Genomic DNA, 16,940 nt, shown 5'->3' on the forward strand with positions numbered 1-16,940 from the left:
GTTGGCGCCGAGCCATGCGTGATGGCCGGCCACAGGTCGCGGCCGGCCATCGGGCCAGGGTGTTACTGCGCCGCCCGCATCCGCGCGGCGACCACCAGCGAGATCAGGCAGCCCACCGCGAGATAACCGGCGACGAGGTGCCACGAGCCGCCGGCCACGCTGACGAGGCCGACCGCAATGAACGGCGTGAACCCGCCGCCGACCACGCTCGCGAACTGGTAGCCGACGCCCGCGCCGCTATAGCGGTATTCGGCGCCGAACAGCTCGGTGAACAGCGGCTGCTGGACGCTCACGACCATGTCGTGCGCGGCGTTCGCGAGCAGGATCGAGAAGATGACGATCCACGCGATCGACCGCGCTTCCAGCGCGACGAAGAACGGGATCGCGGACGCCAGGCCGATCAGCGCGCCGATCAGGTAGATGCGGCGCAGGCCGTAGCGGTCGGCCAGCCACGCGAAACACGGGATCGTCACGCAGCTCACCGCGCCCACCAGCAGGCCGATGTTCAGGAACAGGTCGCGCGACATGCCGAGGTTCGTCGTCGAATAGCTGAGCGCGAACGCGGTGACGATATACATCGTGAACAGTTCGGCGAGGCGCAGCGCGATGATCAGCAGGAACGCCTTCGGATGGCGCGTGAGCGCTTCCAGCACCGGCAGGCGCAGCTTGCGGTTGCCGTGTTCGACCTTCTCGACGAACTCCTGCGATTCGTCCATGTTCTTGCGCACCCACAGCCCGATCAGCACGAGCACGATGCTGAACACGAACGGCAGGCGCCAGCCCCACGACTTGAATGCGGCCTCGCCGAGCGTGTGGCTCAGGATCGACACGATGCCCGTGGCCAGCACGAGGCCGACGCCGTAGCCGACCTGCACGCCGCTGCTGTAGAACGCCTTCTTCTGCTTCGGCGCGCTTTCGACGGCCATCAGCGCCGCGCCGCCCCATTCGCCGCCGACCGCGAAACCCTGGATCGCGCGCATCAGCACCAGCAGCACGGGCGCCCACCAGCCGATCGTCGAGAATGTCGGCAGCAGGCCGATCGCGACCGTCGACAGCCCCATCAGCATCACGGTCAGCACCAGCATCCGCTTGCGGCCGAGCCGGTCGCCGTAGTGGCCGAACACGACGCCGCCGAGCGGCCGGAACAGGAAGCCGACGCCGAAGGTCGCGAACGCCGCGAGCGTGCCCATCGTCGGGCTGACTTTCGGGAAGAACTCGGAATTGAATACCAGCGCGGCGACGATCCCGTACAGCAGGAAGTCGTACCAGTCGACGACGGCGCCGACGAAGCTACCGATCGCGGCCTTGCGGGCCTGGCTGCGCATGCGGGCGCTGGCGGCGGCGTCGAGGGTGTCGAAGGTTGGGGTCATGGCGATGTCTCCTGGCACGGCGCATCGTGGAATCGTGGCGGCGCCGCGTCCGATGCTGCATTGAAGTCGATGAGTGAACGGAGAATAGGGCGCGCGCCGCATGGCGGCAATTGGCCAATCGGACAGAGTGCGCGATTATCGTTCAAATCCGTGCGATTATCGAACGCTTTCCGGGTTTGCACTAGGCGGCGTGACGATATCCCGTTTGGCCAGGGTGTGCCGCCGTGAACGAACTGGTTAAAATTGGCAGCATTGAAAACCCGCCCGTTCGGGGCGGATGCGCGGCAGCCACCCCGGCCGCGCATGCCGCACGCAACGAGCGCCATCCCCATCGACCGCATGCCCCCGGAGACTGGAATGCCCGGCAATTCCCACCCCCTGTCCAGCGATACGCCGCCCGTTGCCGATCCGGCTGCCAATCCGCTCGGGATGGCCGGCCTCGAGTTCGTCGAATTCGCGGCGCCCGTGCCGGAAGCGCTCGCGCAGCGCTTCGAGCAGCTCGGGTTCAAGGCGATTGCGCGGCACGTCAGCAAGAACGTCACGCTCTACCGGCAAGGGCAGATGCACTTCCTGATCAACGCCGAGCCCGATTCGTTCGCCGCGCGCTACGCGGAGGAATATGGAATGGGCGTCTGCGCGATCGGGCTGCGCGTGGCCAGCGCCCGGCGCGCGTTCGAGCGGGCGATCGAGCTCGGCGCGTGGGCGTTCGAGGGCGAGAAGGTCGGCGTCGGCGAGCTGAAGATTCCGGCGATCCAGGGCATCGGCGATTCGCACCTCTATTTCGTCGACCGCTGGCGCGGGCGTGACGGCCAGCGTGGCGGCGTCGGCGATATTTCGATCTTCGACATCGACTTCCGGCCGATCGACATCGCGACCGCGCATACCGACCTCGACTGCGTGGGCGTCGGGCTGCAGCAGGTCGATCATTTCACGCAGACCGTCGGCGCGGGGCGCATGCAGGAGTGGCTGGATTTCTACCACGACCTGCTGCATTTTCGCGAGATCCACGAAATCGACGCGCACTGGCATGTGTCGGAGGAATCGCGCGTGATGGTGTCGCCGTGCGGCGCGGTGCGGATTCCGGTCTACGAGGAAGGTACGCGGCGCACCGAGCTGATGCATGCGTACCTGCCCGACCACCCCGGTGAGGGCGTGCAGCACGTCGCGCTGGCCACCGACGACATCCTGTCCTGTGTCGATGCGCTGCGTGCGAACGGCGTCGAATTCGTCGAGCCGCCGGCCCGCTATTACGACGACGTCGACGCACGGCTGCCGGGGCACGGCGTCGATCTCGACGCGCTGCGCCGCCGCGCGGTGCTGGTCGACGGCGAGATCGGCAGCGACGGCGCGCCGCGCCTGTTCTTCCAGACCTTCGTCAAGCGCCGGCCCGGCGAGATCTTCTTCGAAATCGTGCAGCGCAAGGGGCACCACGGGTTCGGGGAAGGGAATCTCGCGGCGCTCGCCCGCGCACGCGACGCCGGCTGAGCGGCCGCGGCGCCCGCATCGGACATCAGACCTCGGGCGTCACGCGTTACACGTCAAGCGTCAGGCGCCGGCGGCCGGCACGCGGTTCGGCGCGGGGTCGTTCGGCTCGTGCAGCACGCATGCGGTGCCGCCCGGCGTGTACATCGACACGACGCAGCGGTTGCACGACGTGCAGCCCGACTGCGCGAGCCGGCCGTCGCGCAGCCCGTTGACGAAATCGGGCTCGAACACGAGCGCGCGTGCGAGCGCCACCGCGTCGAACCCTTCGCGCATCGCCCGCTCGACGTTCCCGCGCGAACGTACGCCGCCAAGGTAGGCGAGCGGCATCCTGACGGCCGCGCGCACCTTCTTCGAGTGCTCGAGGAAATACATCTCGCGAAACGCGCCCATCTTCGGCTCGGTGAGCTTCTGCAGCGCCATCGCGGTACGCACGATCGCGTTGTCTGCATTCGCGCGCGCGTCGCCGGGCAACGGGCTGCCGAACAGCTGCCAGACCGATTCGACGTTCATCCCGCCGCTGAGCACGAGCAGGTGCGCGCCTTCGGCTTCGAGCCGCCGCGCGATTTCGCAGGCATCGTCGGCCGTTCCGCCGCCGCGCACGCCTTCGGTCACGCCGATCTTGCAGACGACGGCGAGGTCGCGGCCCACCGCATCGAGCACGCGGCGCAGCACCTCGGCCGGGAACGCGGCACGCCGCGCCGCGTCGCCGCCATACGCATCGCGGCGGCGGTTGTACAGCGGCGACAGGAACTGGCTGAGCAGATAGCCGTGCCCCATGTGGATCTCGACTGCATCGAAGCCTGCGTCGCGCGCATGGCGTGCGGCCTGCGCGAATTCGTCGGCGACCGCCGACATCTGGTCGCGCGTCATTGCCTGCTTCAGAAAGCGGCCGCTCATCACGCCGACCTTGTTGAAGCCACCCGACGCACTCAGTGGCCGTTTGGTCGCCAGCTGCGGCAGGAACGTGAAGCAGCCGCCGTGCGTGATCTGCGCGGATGCGGCGGCGCCGTGGCGATGGACGGCGTCGGTCAGCGCGCGGAACTGGCGGACCGTCGGCACGTCGAGCCGCGCCTGGTCGACGAACGTGCGGCCGTCGTCGCTGATCGAGCAGTACGCGACGGTCGTCAGCGCGGCGCCGCCTTCGGCGATGCGTTCGTGAAAACGCACGAGCGCACGCGACGGCACGCCGTTCGGCGTCATGCCTTCGTTGGTGGCGGACTTGATCAGGCGGTTGCGCAGCGTCAGCGGGCCGATCTGCAGCGGGCTGAACGCGGGTGACAGTTCGGTGGGTTCCATGTCGGTCGGACGTCGGGAATGGGCTCGACGATCATTGTGCGCACCCCGCACCGGCGCGCATCGTCCGGGTGGATGGCCCGATCCGGCCGAATGAAGCATGAGACGGCCGCCCGTGGCGTTCGGATATCGGCGAGGCTGCCGGTTTGCAGAAATGCATCGATCAATGGCATCGTGACGAAGCGGCATGCCGCACACGTCAGGACCATCCGGAGAACCGCATGACCAGCCAGTCACAGCCGAAGCAGAAGCGCATGCCGAAACCCGCCGGGCGCCAGGCGATCCTGACCGAGCAGCGCCGCCGGAAGATGGCACGTTCACCTCACGCGTACGTGCGCGGCAATACGGCACGGTTCTACGAATGGCTCGTCGAAACCAACGGCAGCGCACTGCCGCACGGGCCGTCGATCTGGATCTGCGGCGACTGCCATACCGGCAACCTCGGCCCGGTCGCGAACAGCGATGGGAAGGTCGATGTGCAAATCCGGGATCTCGACCAGACGGTCGTCGGCAATCCCGTTCACGACCTGATCCGCCTCGGGCTTTCGCTTGCGACGGCCGCGCGCGGGTCCGCACTGGCGGGCCTGACGATCGTGCACATGATGGAGGCGATGACGGCCGGTTATGCGTCGGCATTCGGCAGCCGACACGCGAAGCTGCCCGAACGTCCCGAACCGGTGCACCTCGTGATGAAGCAGGCCATGCGCCGCTCGTGGCGGCAACTTGCTGTCGAACGGATCGAAGGGCTCGCGCCGACGATTCCGCTTGGGCGCCGCTTCTGGCCGCTGAGTGCGAAGGAATCCCGTGCGATCGGCAAGCTGTTCGGCGACGATGCGATCGCGACGCTCGCCACGAGCCTCAAGGGCCGCAACGACGGGGGCAAGGTCGACGTGCTCGACGCGGCGTACTGGGTGAAAGGCTGCAGTTCGCTGGGACGGCTGCGCTACGCGGTGCTGCTCGACATCGACGGCGACGTGACCGACGGCGACGACCTGTGTCTGATGGACATCAAGGAGGGCGTGACGGCCGCGGCACCGCGCGACGAAACGGCCGCGATGCCGCGCGACAACGCCGAGCGCGTCGTGGAAGGCGCGCGGCATCTGTCGCCTGCCCTCGGTGAGCGGATGCGGGCCGCGCGCCTGCTCGATCGCGCGGTCGTGATCCGGGAACTGTTGCCACAGGACCTGAAGCTCGACATCGATCTGCTCGCCGAGGACGATGCGCGTGACGTCGCGCGCTATCTCGGTGCGGTGGTCGGCGCCGCCCACGCGCGCCAGATGGACAAGCCGACACGCACGGCGTGGCGCACCGAACTCGGCCGCAACCGTGCGAAGACGATCGATGCACCCATGTGGCTGTGGAACAGCATCGTCCAGCTCGTGAGCAGCCACGAAGCGGGGTATCTGGAGCATTGCCGGCGCTTCGCCGCCGGTGAGTAGCGTGTCGCCGCGAGCGACGACCGGGACTACCCGGTCGCGCCTGGCGTGAGGCTCTGCCGACGCATGCCGTCGAAGATCGCGTTCGCCGCGCCCGCCGGAAAATCCGCCGGGATCTGCGCGGCCGCTTCGACAATCGCGGGTGCCGTGCGAGCCACGACGCCCGCCATCGCGGCATGCACGTCGTCTTCGGTCCGGCCGGCACGCCGGCCCTGCGCGATCCAGTGGCGCGGCTGGATCGCGTCGCCCTATGCGCGCCGAGCCGTGCTCGGCACCTTGAAGAGCCGCTCGATGTTGGCTCCGACGGGGGAGCAGGATTGCTGCGTGACGCCGGACGAGCGGGATGCGTTGTCAAAATACAAACCAAAGACCGTATCCGCCAAAAACAAGCGATAGCCTGTCAGGCGTAAAGCCGACCCGCCATCCCGCGTCAACGCCTCACGCCGCCCGCAGCGGGCTCGCGTGCGCCCCCCGCGCGCTTTCCGGATCGTCGTCGCCGAGCGGAATGAACGCCATGATTTCCAGGTCGTGCCCCGACAGCGCCGGCAGCCGGAACGGGCTCGACAGCACGTTCAGCCGCCGCACGCCGAGCTCGCGCAGGATCTGCGAGCCGATCCCCGTCACGCGTCCGTCGCGGCGCGCATGGCCGGTCGGCACCCGCATCGCGTCGCCACGCATGTCGCAGTCGAGCAGCACCGCCACGCCGCAGCCGGCCGCGTCGATTCGTTGCAGCGCGGCGTGCAGCGGCCACGAATGCGCGGACGGCTCCGCATCGAGCAGGTCGAGCAGCGAATGGCATTCGTGCACGCGCGTCAGCACCGGCGTCGACGGATCGGGCTCGCCGCGCACGAGCGCGAGATGCGGCGCGCCGTGCACGGTGTCGCGATACTCGATCGCGCGGAAACGCCCCCAGGGCGTATGCAGCGGCCGCTCGCCGACGCGTTCGACGAGTGATTCGTGTTCACGTCGGTAATGGATCAGGTCGGCGATCGTGCCGATCTTCAGCCCGTGATGCGCGGCGAACGCCTTCAGCTCGGGCAGCCGCGCCATCGTGCCGTCGTCGTTCATCACCTCGCAGATCACCGAGGCCGGCGTGAGCCCCGCGAGCGCGGCGAGATCGCAGCCGGCCTCGGTGTGCCCCGCCCGGACGAGCACGCCGCCCGGGCGCGAGGCGATCGGGAACACGTGGCCGGGCTGCACGAGGTCGTCCGGGCGGGCGCCGGCCCGCACCGCCGCACGGATCGTGTGTGCGCGATCGGCCGCCGAAATGCCGGTCGTCACGCCTTCGGCCGCCTCGATGCTGACGGTGAACGCGGTGCCGAACGGCGTGCCGTTGTGATCGGCCATCGGCGGCAGCTTCAACTGCTCGCAGCGCTCGGCGGTCAGCGTGAGGCAGATCAGCCCGCGCCCGAAGCGCGCCATGAAATTGATCGCGTCGGGCGTCACGTGATCGGCCGCGATCACGAGATCGCCTTCGTTCTCGCGATCCTCTTCGTCGACGAGCAGGACCATTCGACCCGCCCGCAGTTCGTCGACGATCTCCAGCGTGCCGGCGAGCGTCATGGCGCCTCCGTCACATCGAACGCGCGGCGCAGCGCGTCGGCGCCGAAGGTCAGCACGCGGTCGGCTGCATCGATCGCGCCGAGCATGCTCGCGAAACCATGAAGCTGGCCCGGCCAGCGCACGAGCGTCACCGGTGTGCCGGCCTGCGCGAGACGCAGCGCATAGGCTTCGGCCTCGTCGCGCAGCGGATCGAATTCGGCGCTGATGATCGTCGCCGGCGCCACGCCTGCGACGTCCGGCGCGGCAAGCGGGCTCGCGAGCGGCGACGCGCGATCGGCGCCGTCGTCGAAATAGTGCTGCTTGAACCAGCGCATCGCGTCCGCCGTCAGGAAATAGCCGTTGCCGAGCGTTTCGTACGACGGATTCTCGGTCGCGCAATCGACAACCGGATACAGCAGCAACTGGTGTGCGATCGCGATGCCCGAGCCGCGCAACTGCAGCGCGGCGACGGCCGCGAGATTGCCGCCGGCGCTGTCGCCGGCCACGGCGATCGCCCCGGCGCGCGCGCCGAGATCGCGCGCACTGGCGGCGGCCCAGCGCACCGCGTCGCATGCGTCGTGCGCGGCCGCCGGGAAGCGCGCCTCGGGCGCAAGCCGGTAGTCGACCGACAGCACGAGCGTGCGCACCCGGGTTGCGAGGCTGCGGCACAAGTTCGCGTGCGTATCGATCCCGCACGACACGAAGCCGCCGCCGTGGAAGAACACGGTCAGCGGCAACGGCCCGTCGGCGGCGGGCCGATACAGCCGTGCGGACAACTGACGGCCCGACAGGGGAATCCGCCAGTCCTCTTCGGCGGCGACGGCATCGCCCGGGGCAAACGCGCCGCCGGCGGCAAGACTCGCGCGATACGCGGGAACGGTGAGCTGTGCGAAATCGATCGCGGGTGCCTGGGCGAACGCGGCGAGCAGCGCCTGCGCCTGTGGGTCGAGCGGCATGGGGACTCCTGTCTGAATCGGATGCGTTTTGAATCAGGTAAACCCGTGTCGCGGTTTTCCCTGAGTCCGCGCCGGACGCTTGCCGGCACGGCCTGACGGGCATTCCAGCGCAGCGGGCAGGGCGCCACATCATCCGATCGGACGATGGTTCGTTCGCCCGGATGGCCAATTCTCACCATTCAGTGAATCTCCCGATGACGCCGGAATTTAGACGCGTCTTAATCATGGCGGCGCGGGTGGGTCGCGCCGGAAACATGTCGTATGGAGGATGGAGCGTGCTGATGGAGACGAGATGGGCTCCGCAAGAGAGCCAGGCAACCAGTGACGAGGCCGACATCGGCGTCGCGGATTTCAGCGAACTGATGGCGCGCATCTACCAGGGGCCGCTGGAGACGCCACCGTGGGCCGGCGCGCTCGAACTGGTCCGCCGCTGGCTGCAGGCGAACTACGTGACGCTGATCCTGCGCGCGGCCGCGAGCGACCGCCGCGCGCCGCTGTCCGTGCACGCGTCGGAATTCGGCCCGGTGGTGCCGGGCGACGGCGAGGCGTCGTACAACAACTACTACTATTCGCTCGACCCGTTCGTCGGCCTGCCGGCCGATCGCGTGGTCACGGTCGACGACGTGTTCGGCGACACGGGCTGGCTGTCGAGCGAGCTGTACAAGCAGTTCCTGAAGCCGCAGGACGTGCGCTATATCCTCGGCGCCGACCTGCGCACGGCGTCGGGCGTCGAGTGCCGCTTCCGCGTGTGCCGCAACCATGCGTCGAAACAGTTCTCCGCGCGCGACAAGGCGATCTGCGCGCTGCTGCTGCCGCACCTGAAACGCGCGGTGGAACTGCATTCGCGGCTCGACACGGCCGAGGTCGAACGCTCGATCTATGCGAATGCGATCAACCGGATGCAGATCGGCACGATTACGCTCGACGAGAACGGCACGATCATCGACCTGAACAGCGTGGCCGACGAGATCCTCAAGCAGAACAACGGTCTGACGATTGCGCGCGGCACGATCGAGGCAACCGATGCGCAGGAGAACCGCACGCTGAAACGGCTGATCCGCCATGCGGTGATGGGGCACCACGGCACGGCCGCGGCGACTGTCGAGGCGATGCCGATCACGCGCAGCTTCGACAAGCCGCGCCTCGGGCTGCTGGTACGCACGGTGCTGCTGTCCGACTGGTCGGAGGACAACAAGCGGCGGCCGGCCGTCACGCTGTTCCTGCGCGATCCCGACCGCAAGCCGCAGGGCGCGCAGGAAATCATCCGCAAGCTGTTCGACCTGACGCCCGCCGAGACGTCGCTCGCGCTGCTGCTGACGAACGGGCTGACGCTCGAAGAGGCTGCGGAGGAATCGGGGATCAGCAAGAACACGGCGCGCACCCATCTGCGCGCGATTTTCTCGAAGACGGGCGTCACGCGCCAGGCGACGCTCGTGCGGATTCTGCTCGGGAGCGTCGTGCCGCTCGGGTAAGCGACAGCCAGGGCCCAGATCGGTGACATGGGCGGAATCGCCGAATCCGTGCGCGATGCGGTCGAAAACCTGCGGGCCGCCCGCCGACGTGGCGACGTGCCGCCGAGAAGGTGGCTGGCTGCACCGTGACTCGGGCAGCCCCCACCGCGGGCCGCATCGCCCGCGGCGTTTTCCTTTCCTCCGAATCGTCGATGCGCCCGCGTCAGCTTCGACTCAAAGCGCCTCGATCGCCAGCGCGATGCCCTGGCCGCCGCCGATGCACAGCGTGACGACGCCGCGCTTGATGCCGTCGCGCCGCATCGAATGGATCAGGCGGGTCGTCAGCACCGCGCCCGTCGCCCCGATCGCATGACCGTGCGCAATCGCGCCGCCTTCGACGTTGACGATCTCCTCGGCGATGCCGAGCTGCGCCGCCACCGCGATCGGCACGACCGCAAACGCTTCGTTGATCTCGAAACGCTCGACGTCGGCCAGCGTCCAGCCCGCCCGCTCAAGCGCGATCCGGACGGCCGGCACGGGGCCGAGCCCGAACATGCCGGGTTCGACGGCAGCGACGCCGAATGCAACCAGCCGCGCACTCGGCGCAATCCCGTGCGCGTCGGCGAATGCGCGATCCGCGACCAGCATCGCCGCCGCGCCGCTGTTCAGGCCCGGCGCATTACCCGCGGTAATCGTGCCGTCCGGGCGGAACGCCGGCTTCAGCTTCGCGAGCGCTTCGAGCGTCGTGTCGGGGCGCGGCGTCTCGTCGCGCGCAAACGCGACGCGCGTCTTGCGCTGCAGGACGTCGACCGGCACGAGTTCGGCGTCGAACTTGCCGTCCGCCAGCGCGGTGGAAAAGCGCTGCTGCGAGCGGAGCGCCCAGCGATCCTGGCGATCGCGTGAGATGTCGAGCTGGCTCGCGAGATCCTCGGTATGCCAACCCGAATGCTGGTCGGAAAACGCATCGACGAGGCCGTCGCGCAGCATGCTGTCGCGGATCGGCGCGTCGCCCATCCGGTAACCCGAGCGTGCGCCGTCGAGCAGGTACGGCGCACGCTCCATGCTTTCCATGCCGCCGGCGATCGCCGCATTCGCGTAGCCCAGCAGGATCTCCTGCGCGGCGTTGACGACCGCCTGCGCGCCGGAGCCGCAGACACGGTTGACCGTGAGCGCCGGCACCTTGACCGGCAGGCCCGCGCCGATGGCGGCCTGCCGGGCCGGATTCATCTTGTTGCCGGCCTGGATCACGTTGCCCAGCACGACCGTGTCGATCGCCGCGCCGTCGAGGCCGCCGCGCCGCAAGGTTTCGCGGATGGCGATCGCCCCGAGCTCGGTGGCCGGGGTGTCCTTCAGGGACCCGTTGAACGTACCGATCGGTGTCCGGACGGGGTGGCAGATGACGACTTCGCGTGTACTCATGTTGCGTTCCTGGATCGCGTTGCAAGCTGCGCGGACGAGTCGGTTGCGAACGGGTGCGCGCCGCGCCATTCGCGTCGCCGGTTCGATTGCACCGTGACGCCGGCGGGACCCGCCGGCGCGGTGCAAGGCGGCCGCCTCCGATGACCGGATTACGCGGCGCTCTTTGACGGAACGGTATCTATGCATATGCATACTGTCAACGGGGGCATTGCGTATGAGATTGAGGGGGCAGGGCACGCCACCGGCGAGAGGGGCGCGTATGACGATGCGCACGTCGCGGCCGGCGGGCGTCTTTCAATCGCGCAGTGTTGACGGTTTTTTGCGCCGATTGCAGAGGCGTTTGGGTGTGCGGGGCGGGCTGGGAGGGAATCGGGATGACGTGTTGTGCTCGGCAAGCTCGTACCCGACGTGGCGTCCGATCATCTCGACATTATACAAATAATGTCAAATTATGAAGCGCGTTGAATTGGATATCTAACGGTTTACGTTATATTATTGACGAAATCACCCACCCAACCCCGCCATGTCCGATCTCGCTGCCGACGAATCCCGCCTGACCGCCGAAATCGAGCGCCTCAAGGCCGACTTCCCGAAAACCCGCGAGCTGTATCGCGAAGCCTGCGCGCTGCTGTTCTTCCGTTTCGGCATCACGCCCACCGCGAACCGCCTGTACCAGCTCGTCCGCAAGGGCAGCATGAGCACGCCGACGGCCGTCCTCGGCGAGTTCTGGGCCGAGTTGCGGGAAAAGAGTCGCGTGCGCATCGAGCATCCCGATCTGCCGGCCGATCTGCAGGCAGCCGCCGGTGAACTGGTGGCGGCGCTATGGAATCGGTCGAGCGCCGACGCGGCCGGCGCGCTCGACGCATTGCGCGCGGAAGTCGAGGCCGAGCGGGCGGCGGCGAAGGCGGAAGTCGCGGCACTGCAGGCCGAACTGGCCCGCACGGAAACCGCGCTGGAGCAGCGCACGGCCGCGCTGCTGGCCGCGCAGGTGCGCATTCAGGAACTGGAACAGGCGAGGGCGGCGGACGACGCATCGCGGCAAGCGCTGCAAGCGGATATCGAACGCCTCACGGCCGACAACGCCGAAGGCGACCGCGCACTTGCGCAGGCACGGGCGGATTTCACCACCCAGCTCGACCGGCTGCGCGACGATGCCGGCCGGGCCGAGGAGCGCTTGCGCGCGTCGGAGAAGCGGGCACTGCAGGAGATCGATCGCGAGCGGCTCGCGGCCGCGCGGATGCAGAAGGAACTCGAGGCGGCAGCATTGCGCACGGAGCAGCGCGATGCGCAGCAGCGGAAGGAGGTGGCCGCGCTGCAGGCGCAGCTCGGCGACGCGCTGCATCGATGCGGCGTGCTTCAAGGGCAGCTCGACGGCGCGCAGGCAGCCGATGCGGCACGGGCCAAGGAACTCGATGCGCTGCGGCGCGAAATGACGGCACTCTCGCGCCGGTCGGCGCTGCGTGGCGCCAAGGCAGCGCCAGCGGCACAACGGGACGAGCGGAGGGCACGCACGCGAAAGCGCGCGGACGAAGCGCCGCCGCGCTGAAGGAGAAACCGCAAGCGTGCGTCAGCCGAAGGCGACGCACGCCAGAAGCCAGAAGCGGGCAGGCAAGCGACCGAGCCTCTTACCCCCCGATCGCCCGCCCATCCGCCGGTACCGATCAACTCGACACATACCGCGACGGCAACGCCGGCGCATCCGCCGGAATCGTGACGAGCGACGTGTTGAGCCAACCCTGCGGCGAGCCGTTCGACTGCGCATAGGCGCCGACGTACGGCATCATCCGCGTCGTCTGATAGACCTGCGGCGTCCACCCGGCCGGCGCGAGGAAGATCGACGTCGCGCGCTTCTCGCTGTACGCGGACGCACCGTACGTCGAGATGTTCCACAGCGTCTGCTGGTACGTCGCATAGTCGGCGTTGTGCCGCGAACCGCCTGCCTGCCAGCCTTCGAGCTGGATGAACGTGTTGTATGTACCGGCGCCCGCGAGCAGGTTGTTCACCGTGCGCCCGTACAGGAACGACAGGATCAGCCCGCAGTTCGCCGGCGCGAAATCGCTGCCGACGCTCAGGTAATAGCGGCCCGTCGTGTTCAACACCGACGCGTAGTGCGAGTTGCCGATATCCGTCGACGTCGTCAGCCCGCTCGCGCCCATGAAGCTGTCGAACGCCTGCATCGTGACGCCCGCCGGGAGGTCGCTCGTCGCGCTGATCGCGACGATATGCGAGCCGGCCGCCAGCAGCGTCAGGAACGCGGACAGCGTGCTCGTGTTCCAGTTGCCCTGTGCATCGACGAACGGAAACGCGCGATAGCCCGTCAGCGCGAACACCGCCGGATCGGAGCCGGCCTGCCACGCGATCTGCGGCACCCACATCGTCAGCGGGCCGGCGTTCGACGCGCCGGACACGTACTGCTTCAGCGCGTCGATGAGTTGCGCGTCGGCAGCGGGCAGCACGCCATAGGCCGCGCCGCTCTGCCAGCGCTGCACCCATTGCGCGACGAAGCCCGCCAGCTGTCCGCCGGTGAAGTCGGCGGGCGGCACGTAGCCGAGCGGGCCGGTGCTTTGGTACGCGGACTGGATGGCCGCGGCCGTGCGCACGTTGCTGCCGAACATGCTGTTCGCGAAATCCTGGCAGTTGTTGGCCGGCGGCGTCGCGAGCTGCGCGAGTGGGACGACCCACGCGCCGTTCGCGGTCGGGACGCCGCGATACAGCGTGAGATTCGCGACCGAGTCGTGACCGGGAAACGTGGCGGCGTCGGCGCCCGACACGTAGCCGGCCGACGGCGTGACGCTGACGGTGGTCGGTTGCGACCCGAACGGATGCGTGTACGAAATGGCAAACGATGCGTCGCCGCCGGCAAGGCCGAACGATCCCGTGCAATCGCCCCAGCTGTTCGACGCACTGACGGCGGTCGATTGCCCGGTTGCGACCTGCGCTTGCGACGCCTGCGGCAGCGAGCCGCTTTGGCTCGCCGCATTGCCGTACGCGAGCGTCGTCGACGGGATCGCATTGACGACGTTGATCGTGATCGAGCGGTCGGCGATGCCGTAGCTGTGCGCGGACGCGTCCGCGGCGCCTGCGGTAGCGAACGACGACGCGGACGTCGGGTTGCCGTCGCCGCCGCAGGCAGCCAGCGTGCCGACGAGCGGCGACAGGGTCAGCGCGGCGCCGCGCTGGATGAAGCGCCGGCGGTTCGGCGCGGACGGGCGTTCGGGTTTCGAAGCGGTCATGGACGTTCCTGGTCACGGTTTCGGGAGGCGACAACGACGATCCGGCGCATTGCACACGTGTGCAATGCCGGTCGAAGCGGCCCGATTGCCGGCACATGCGCCGCGCGTATTTATGCGGGAGATCGATGAAACGCCTGCGACGAAACCGAGTCGTGCGTGTGACGCCACGCGTGCGGGAGGGCGGGGCAGGAGCGAGGCATGCCGGCACGACGTTTGGGCGCCCGGCGGGGATCGGGTAAAGTGCCGCTCAACATGCCGGCTCGACGTTACTAGACGACCGGTCTAATCGTTGCTAACATACGCCATCATGAATGCATCTTCGGGCGCGGAAGTCCGCCAGCACATCCTGAATATCGCCAAGCCGATCATGCTCCACAAGGGGTTTTCGGCGGTTGGCCTGAACGAGATTCTCGCTGCGGCGGGCATCCCGAAGGGCTCGTTCTACCATTACTTCGGCTCGAAAGAGGCATTCGGCGAAGCGCTGCTCGAATCGTATTTCGATGGCTATCTCGCGCACCTCGACAACCTGTTCAAGCATCAGGCCGGCACGGGTGCCGAGCGCCTGATGACGTACTGGCGCAACTGGCTGCACACGCAATGCGCGGACGATCCGGAAGGCAAGTGCCTCGCGGTGAAGCTCGGCGCGGAAGTGTCGGACCTGTCGGAAGCGATGCGCGCGGTGCTGCGGAACGGCACGAGCCAGATCATCGAGCGGCTCGCGGGCGGCATCGAGGCCGGGCTGGCCGACGGTTCGCTGAGCGGGGTCGCCGATCCGTCGCATACGGCCGCCATCCTGTACGAGCTGTGGCTGGGCGCGACGCTGCTGGAAAAGATTCACCGCAACCGCAAGCCGCTCGAAAGGGCGATGATCGAAACGCGGCGCATGCTGAACCTGCCGCCGCTCGACCCGAGCGGCGCGCAGTCGTAACCCGGGCGCGCATCGGCGCGCCTTGTTTTTACCCTGATACTAGACGACTGGTCTACTCAACTACGCATGACGAACGTGTCACACCGCGTTACGCTGTCCCGATTGATTCAACCGCATGCACGCAGCCGCGACGGCCTGAGCGCCGATGCAGCCGCCCGCGTGCGTCTCCCGCTGGTCCATCCCTGATCCGATCGTGCCCACGAAGCACGTCCATTCCTGTTGACGGAGGCTCACATGCCGCAAAGCAAGACCGCTAATCGCCAGATCATCCTGAATTCGCGCCCGGTCGGCGCGCCGACGCCGGACAACTTCCGCACCGAATCCGGTGACGTCCCGACGCCCGGCGCCGGCCAGGTGCTGCTGCGCACGGTCTGGTTGTCGCTCGACCCGTACATGCGCGGCCGGATGAGCGACGCACCGTCCTATGCGCCGCCGGCCGACCTCGGCCAGCCGATGGTCGGCGGCACCGTCAGCCAGGTCGTCTCGTCGAACCTGCCCGCGTTCCGCGAAGGCGACCTGGTGGTAGCAGGCGCCGGCTGGCAGGACTATGCGTTGTCCGACGGCCGCGACCTGATTCCGCTCGGCCGCGACTTCGCCCATCCGTCGTACGCGCTCGGCGTGCTCGGCATGCCGGGCTTCACCGCCTATACCGGACTGCTGAAGATCGGCGAGCCGAAGGCCGGCGAAACCGTGGTGGTCGCGGCGGCGAGCGGTGCGGTCGGCGCGGTGGTCGGCCAGATCGCCAAGCTGAAGGGCTGCCGCGTGGTCGGCGTCGCGGGCGGCGCCGACAAGTGCGCGTACGTGACCGATACGCTCGGTTTCGACGTGTGCGTCGACCACCGCGATCCGGCGTTCGCCGCGAAGCTGAAGGAAGCGTGCCCGAACGGCATCGACATCTATTTCGAGAACGTCGGCGGGGCCGTGTTCGACGCGGTGTGGCCACTGCTCAACGACCATGCGCGCGTGCCCGTGTGCGGGATCATCGCGCACTACAACGACGCGGCCTACGACGACAAGGCCGTGTCGACCGGCCGCGACCGCGTGCCGGCGCTCGTGGGCACGATCCTGCGCAAGCGCATCCGGATGCAGGGTTTCATCATCCTGGATCACTATGCAACCGGCTATGCGACGTTCATGAAGGAAATGAGCGAATGGGTCGCGCAGGGCAAGGTGAAGACGCGCGAGGACGTCGTCCCCGATCTCGCCGATGCGCCGGAAGCGCTGATCGGCCTGCTGGCCGGCAAGAACTTCGGCAAGGTCGTCGTGCGCGTGGGCCCGGACGAACTGGCCTGACGCCTCGGCACGGCGACACACAACGGCTGCACGCTGGCGTCACGCGACGCCGGCTTGTGGCATGCTCGATTCCGCTATCGACGATAGGAGAAAGACAAGATGGCGCTTCACGTGATTGCTTCCCTGTTCCTGAAACCCGAACACGCGGCGGCCGCCGAGGCCGAGCTACGCAGCATGGTCGAGAAGACGCGCAACGAGCCGGGCAACCGGCGCTACGACCTGTTCCGCGAGCAGGACGGCTCGCCGAACCTGCACCTGTACGAGATCTACGACGACCAGGCCGCCTTCGACGCGCACCTCGCGAGCCCGTATTTCGGCGAATTCCGCACGAAGTCGGCCGACTGGTTCACCGCGCCGCCGGTCATCAAGGTGCTGTCGGGCATCGACGTCGCCGAATAACCAGGCAGCATCCCCGTCGCGGCCCGCTCCCACCCGGACCGCACGGCACCCGCCGCACAGCGCGCGGCGGCGATGACAACACCACGTGGCGCATCGTTCGCGTCGCTTCCCCCCATACACCGGCCCCGGAGGCTG

At 68.2% G+C, this 16,940-nt stretch carries 13 protein-coding genes and 1 pseudogene; 7 read left to right on the forward strand and 7 right to left on the reverse strand.

The window, feature by feature from the left end:
• Nucleotides 1-62 precede the first annotated feature (62 nt).
• The gene (gene shiA, locus CFB50_RS25815) at nt 63-1,370 is read right to left on the reverse strand and encodes a shikimate transporter (RefSeq protein WP_089447639.1); all 1,308 of its coding nucleotides are present in this window, start codon (nt 1,368-1,370) and stop codon (nt 63-65) included.
• A gap of 357 nt (nt 1,371-1,727) precedes the next feature.
• Between shiA and CFB50_RS25825 the strand changes: the two genes are divergently transcribed.
• Nucleotides 1,728-2,855, forward strand: a complete 1,128-nt coding sequence (locus CFB50_RS25825) for a 4-hydroxyphenylpyruvate dioxygenase family protein (RefSeq protein ID WP_069251566.1) — start codon at nt 1,728-1,730, stop codon at nt 2,853-2,855.
• Nucleotides 2,856-2,915: 60 nt separating this feature from the next.
• Here the strand turns inward: CFB50_RS25825 and CFB50_RS25830 are convergent, their stop codons facing one another.
• Nucleotides 2,916-4,151: an NADH:flavin oxidoreductase gene (locus CFB50_RS25830; protein WP_089447640.1), complete on the reverse strand. Its 1,236-nt coding sequence runs from the start codon at nt 4,149-4,151 to the stop codon at nt 2,916-2,918.
• Nucleotides 4,152-4,369: 218 nt separating this feature from the next.
• Between CFB50_RS25830 and CFB50_RS25835 the strand changes: the two genes are divergently transcribed.
• Complete coding sequence (locus CFB50_RS25835; protein WP_089448416.1) at nt 4,370-5,587, forward strand: DUF2252 family protein; 1,218 nt, start codon at nt 4,370-4,372, stop codon at nt 5,585-5,587.
• A gap of 26 nt (nt 5,588-5,613) precedes the next feature.
• On the opposite strand, the pseudogene CFB50_RS40180 reads toward CFB50_RS25835, so the two are convergent.
• The 3 genes and pseudogenes from CFB50_RS40180 to CFB50_RS25850 form a co-directional block, all read right to left on the reverse strand.
• A pseudogene (locus CFB50_RS40180) lies at nt 5,614-5,823 on the reverse strand (type II toxin-antitoxin system HipA family toxin); the annotation flags it as partial.
• A 199-nt stretch (nt 5,824-6,022) separates the two neighbouring features.
• A complete protein-coding gene (gene ribBA / locus CFB50_RS25845; protein WP_089447641.1) occupies nt 6,023-7,147 on the reverse strand; it encodes a bifunctional 3,4-dihydroxy-2-butanone-4-phosphate synthase/GTP cyclohydrolase II in 1,125 nt (374 codons plus the stop codon).
• The gene (locus CFB50_RS25850; protein ID WP_089447642.1) at nt 7,144-8,082 is read right to left on the reverse strand and encodes an alpha/beta hydrolase; all 939 of its coding nucleotides are present in this window, start codon (nt 8,080-8,082) and stop codon (nt 7,144-7,146) included. Before CFB50_RS25850 ends, ribBA begins: the two co-directional genes overlap by 4 nt.
• A gap of 281 nt (nt 8,083-8,363) precedes the next feature.
• Here CFB50_RS25850 and CFB50_RS25855 point away from each other — a divergent pair, with 281 nt between their 5' ends.
• Complete coding sequence (locus CFB50_RS25855; RefSeq protein ID WP_069251570.1) at nt 8,364-9,554, forward strand: helix-turn-helix transcriptional regulator; 1,191 nt, start codon at nt 8,364-8,366, stop codon at nt 9,552-9,554.
• Nucleotides 9,555-9,767: 213 nt separating this feature from the next.
• On the opposite strand, the gene CFB50_RS25860 is transcribed toward CFB50_RS25855, so the two are convergent.
• Nucleotides 9,768-10,952, reverse strand: coding sequence for a thiolase family protein (locus CFB50_RS25860; protein WP_089448417.1), 1,185 nt, complete (start codon nt 10,950-10,952; stop codon nt 9,768-9,770).
• A gap of 523 nt (nt 10,953-11,475) precedes the next feature.
• Here CFB50_RS25860 and CFB50_RS25865 point away from each other — a divergent pair.
• Nucleotides 11,476-12,498: a DNA-binding protein gene (locus CFB50_RS25865; RefSeq protein WP_089447643.1), complete on the forward strand. Its 1,023-nt coding sequence runs from the start codon at nt 11,476-11,478 to the stop codon at nt 12,496-12,498.
• A 115-nt stretch (nt 12,499-12,613) separates the two neighbouring features.
• On the opposite strand, the gene CFB50_RS25870 is transcribed toward CFB50_RS25865, so the two are convergent.
• A complete protein-coding gene (locus CFB50_RS25870) occupies nt 12,614-14,185 on the reverse strand; it encodes a hypothetical protein (protein WP_089447644.1) in 1,572 nt (523 codons plus the stop codon).
• A 307-nt stretch (nt 14,186-14,492) separates the two neighbouring features.
• Between CFB50_RS25870 and CFB50_RS25875 the strand changes: the two genes are divergently transcribed.
• The 3 genes from CFB50_RS25875 (at nt 14,493) to CFB50_RS25885 (ending at nt 16,805) form a co-directional block, all read left to right on the forward strand.
• Entirely contained in the window at nt 14,493-15,113 is a 621-nt protein-coding gene (locus CFB50_RS25875; RefSeq protein WP_089447645.1) for a TetR/AcrR family transcriptional regulator, read from the forward strand.
• 234 nt (nt 15,114-15,347) lie between these two features.
• Nucleotides 15,348-16,406: an NADP-dependent oxidoreductase gene (locus CFB50_RS25880; RefSeq protein ID WP_089447646.1), complete on the forward strand. Its 1,059-nt coding sequence runs from the start codon at nt 15,348-15,350 to the stop codon at nt 16,404-16,406.
• A gap of 99 nt (nt 16,407-16,505) precedes the next feature.
• Nucleotides 16,506-16,805 (forward strand): putative quinol monooxygenase, encoded by a 300-nt coding sequence (locus tag CFB50_RS25885; RefSeq protein WP_089447647.1) that lies wholly within the window; start codon nt 16,506-16,508, stop codon nt 16,803-16,805.
• Nucleotides 16,806-16,940: the final 135 nt, after the last annotated feature.

Source organism: Burkholderia sp. AU33423, from assembly GCF_002223135.1.
GTDB lineage: Bacteria > Pseudomonadota > Gammaproteobacteria > Burkholderiales > Burkholderiaceae > Burkholderia > Burkholderia lata_D.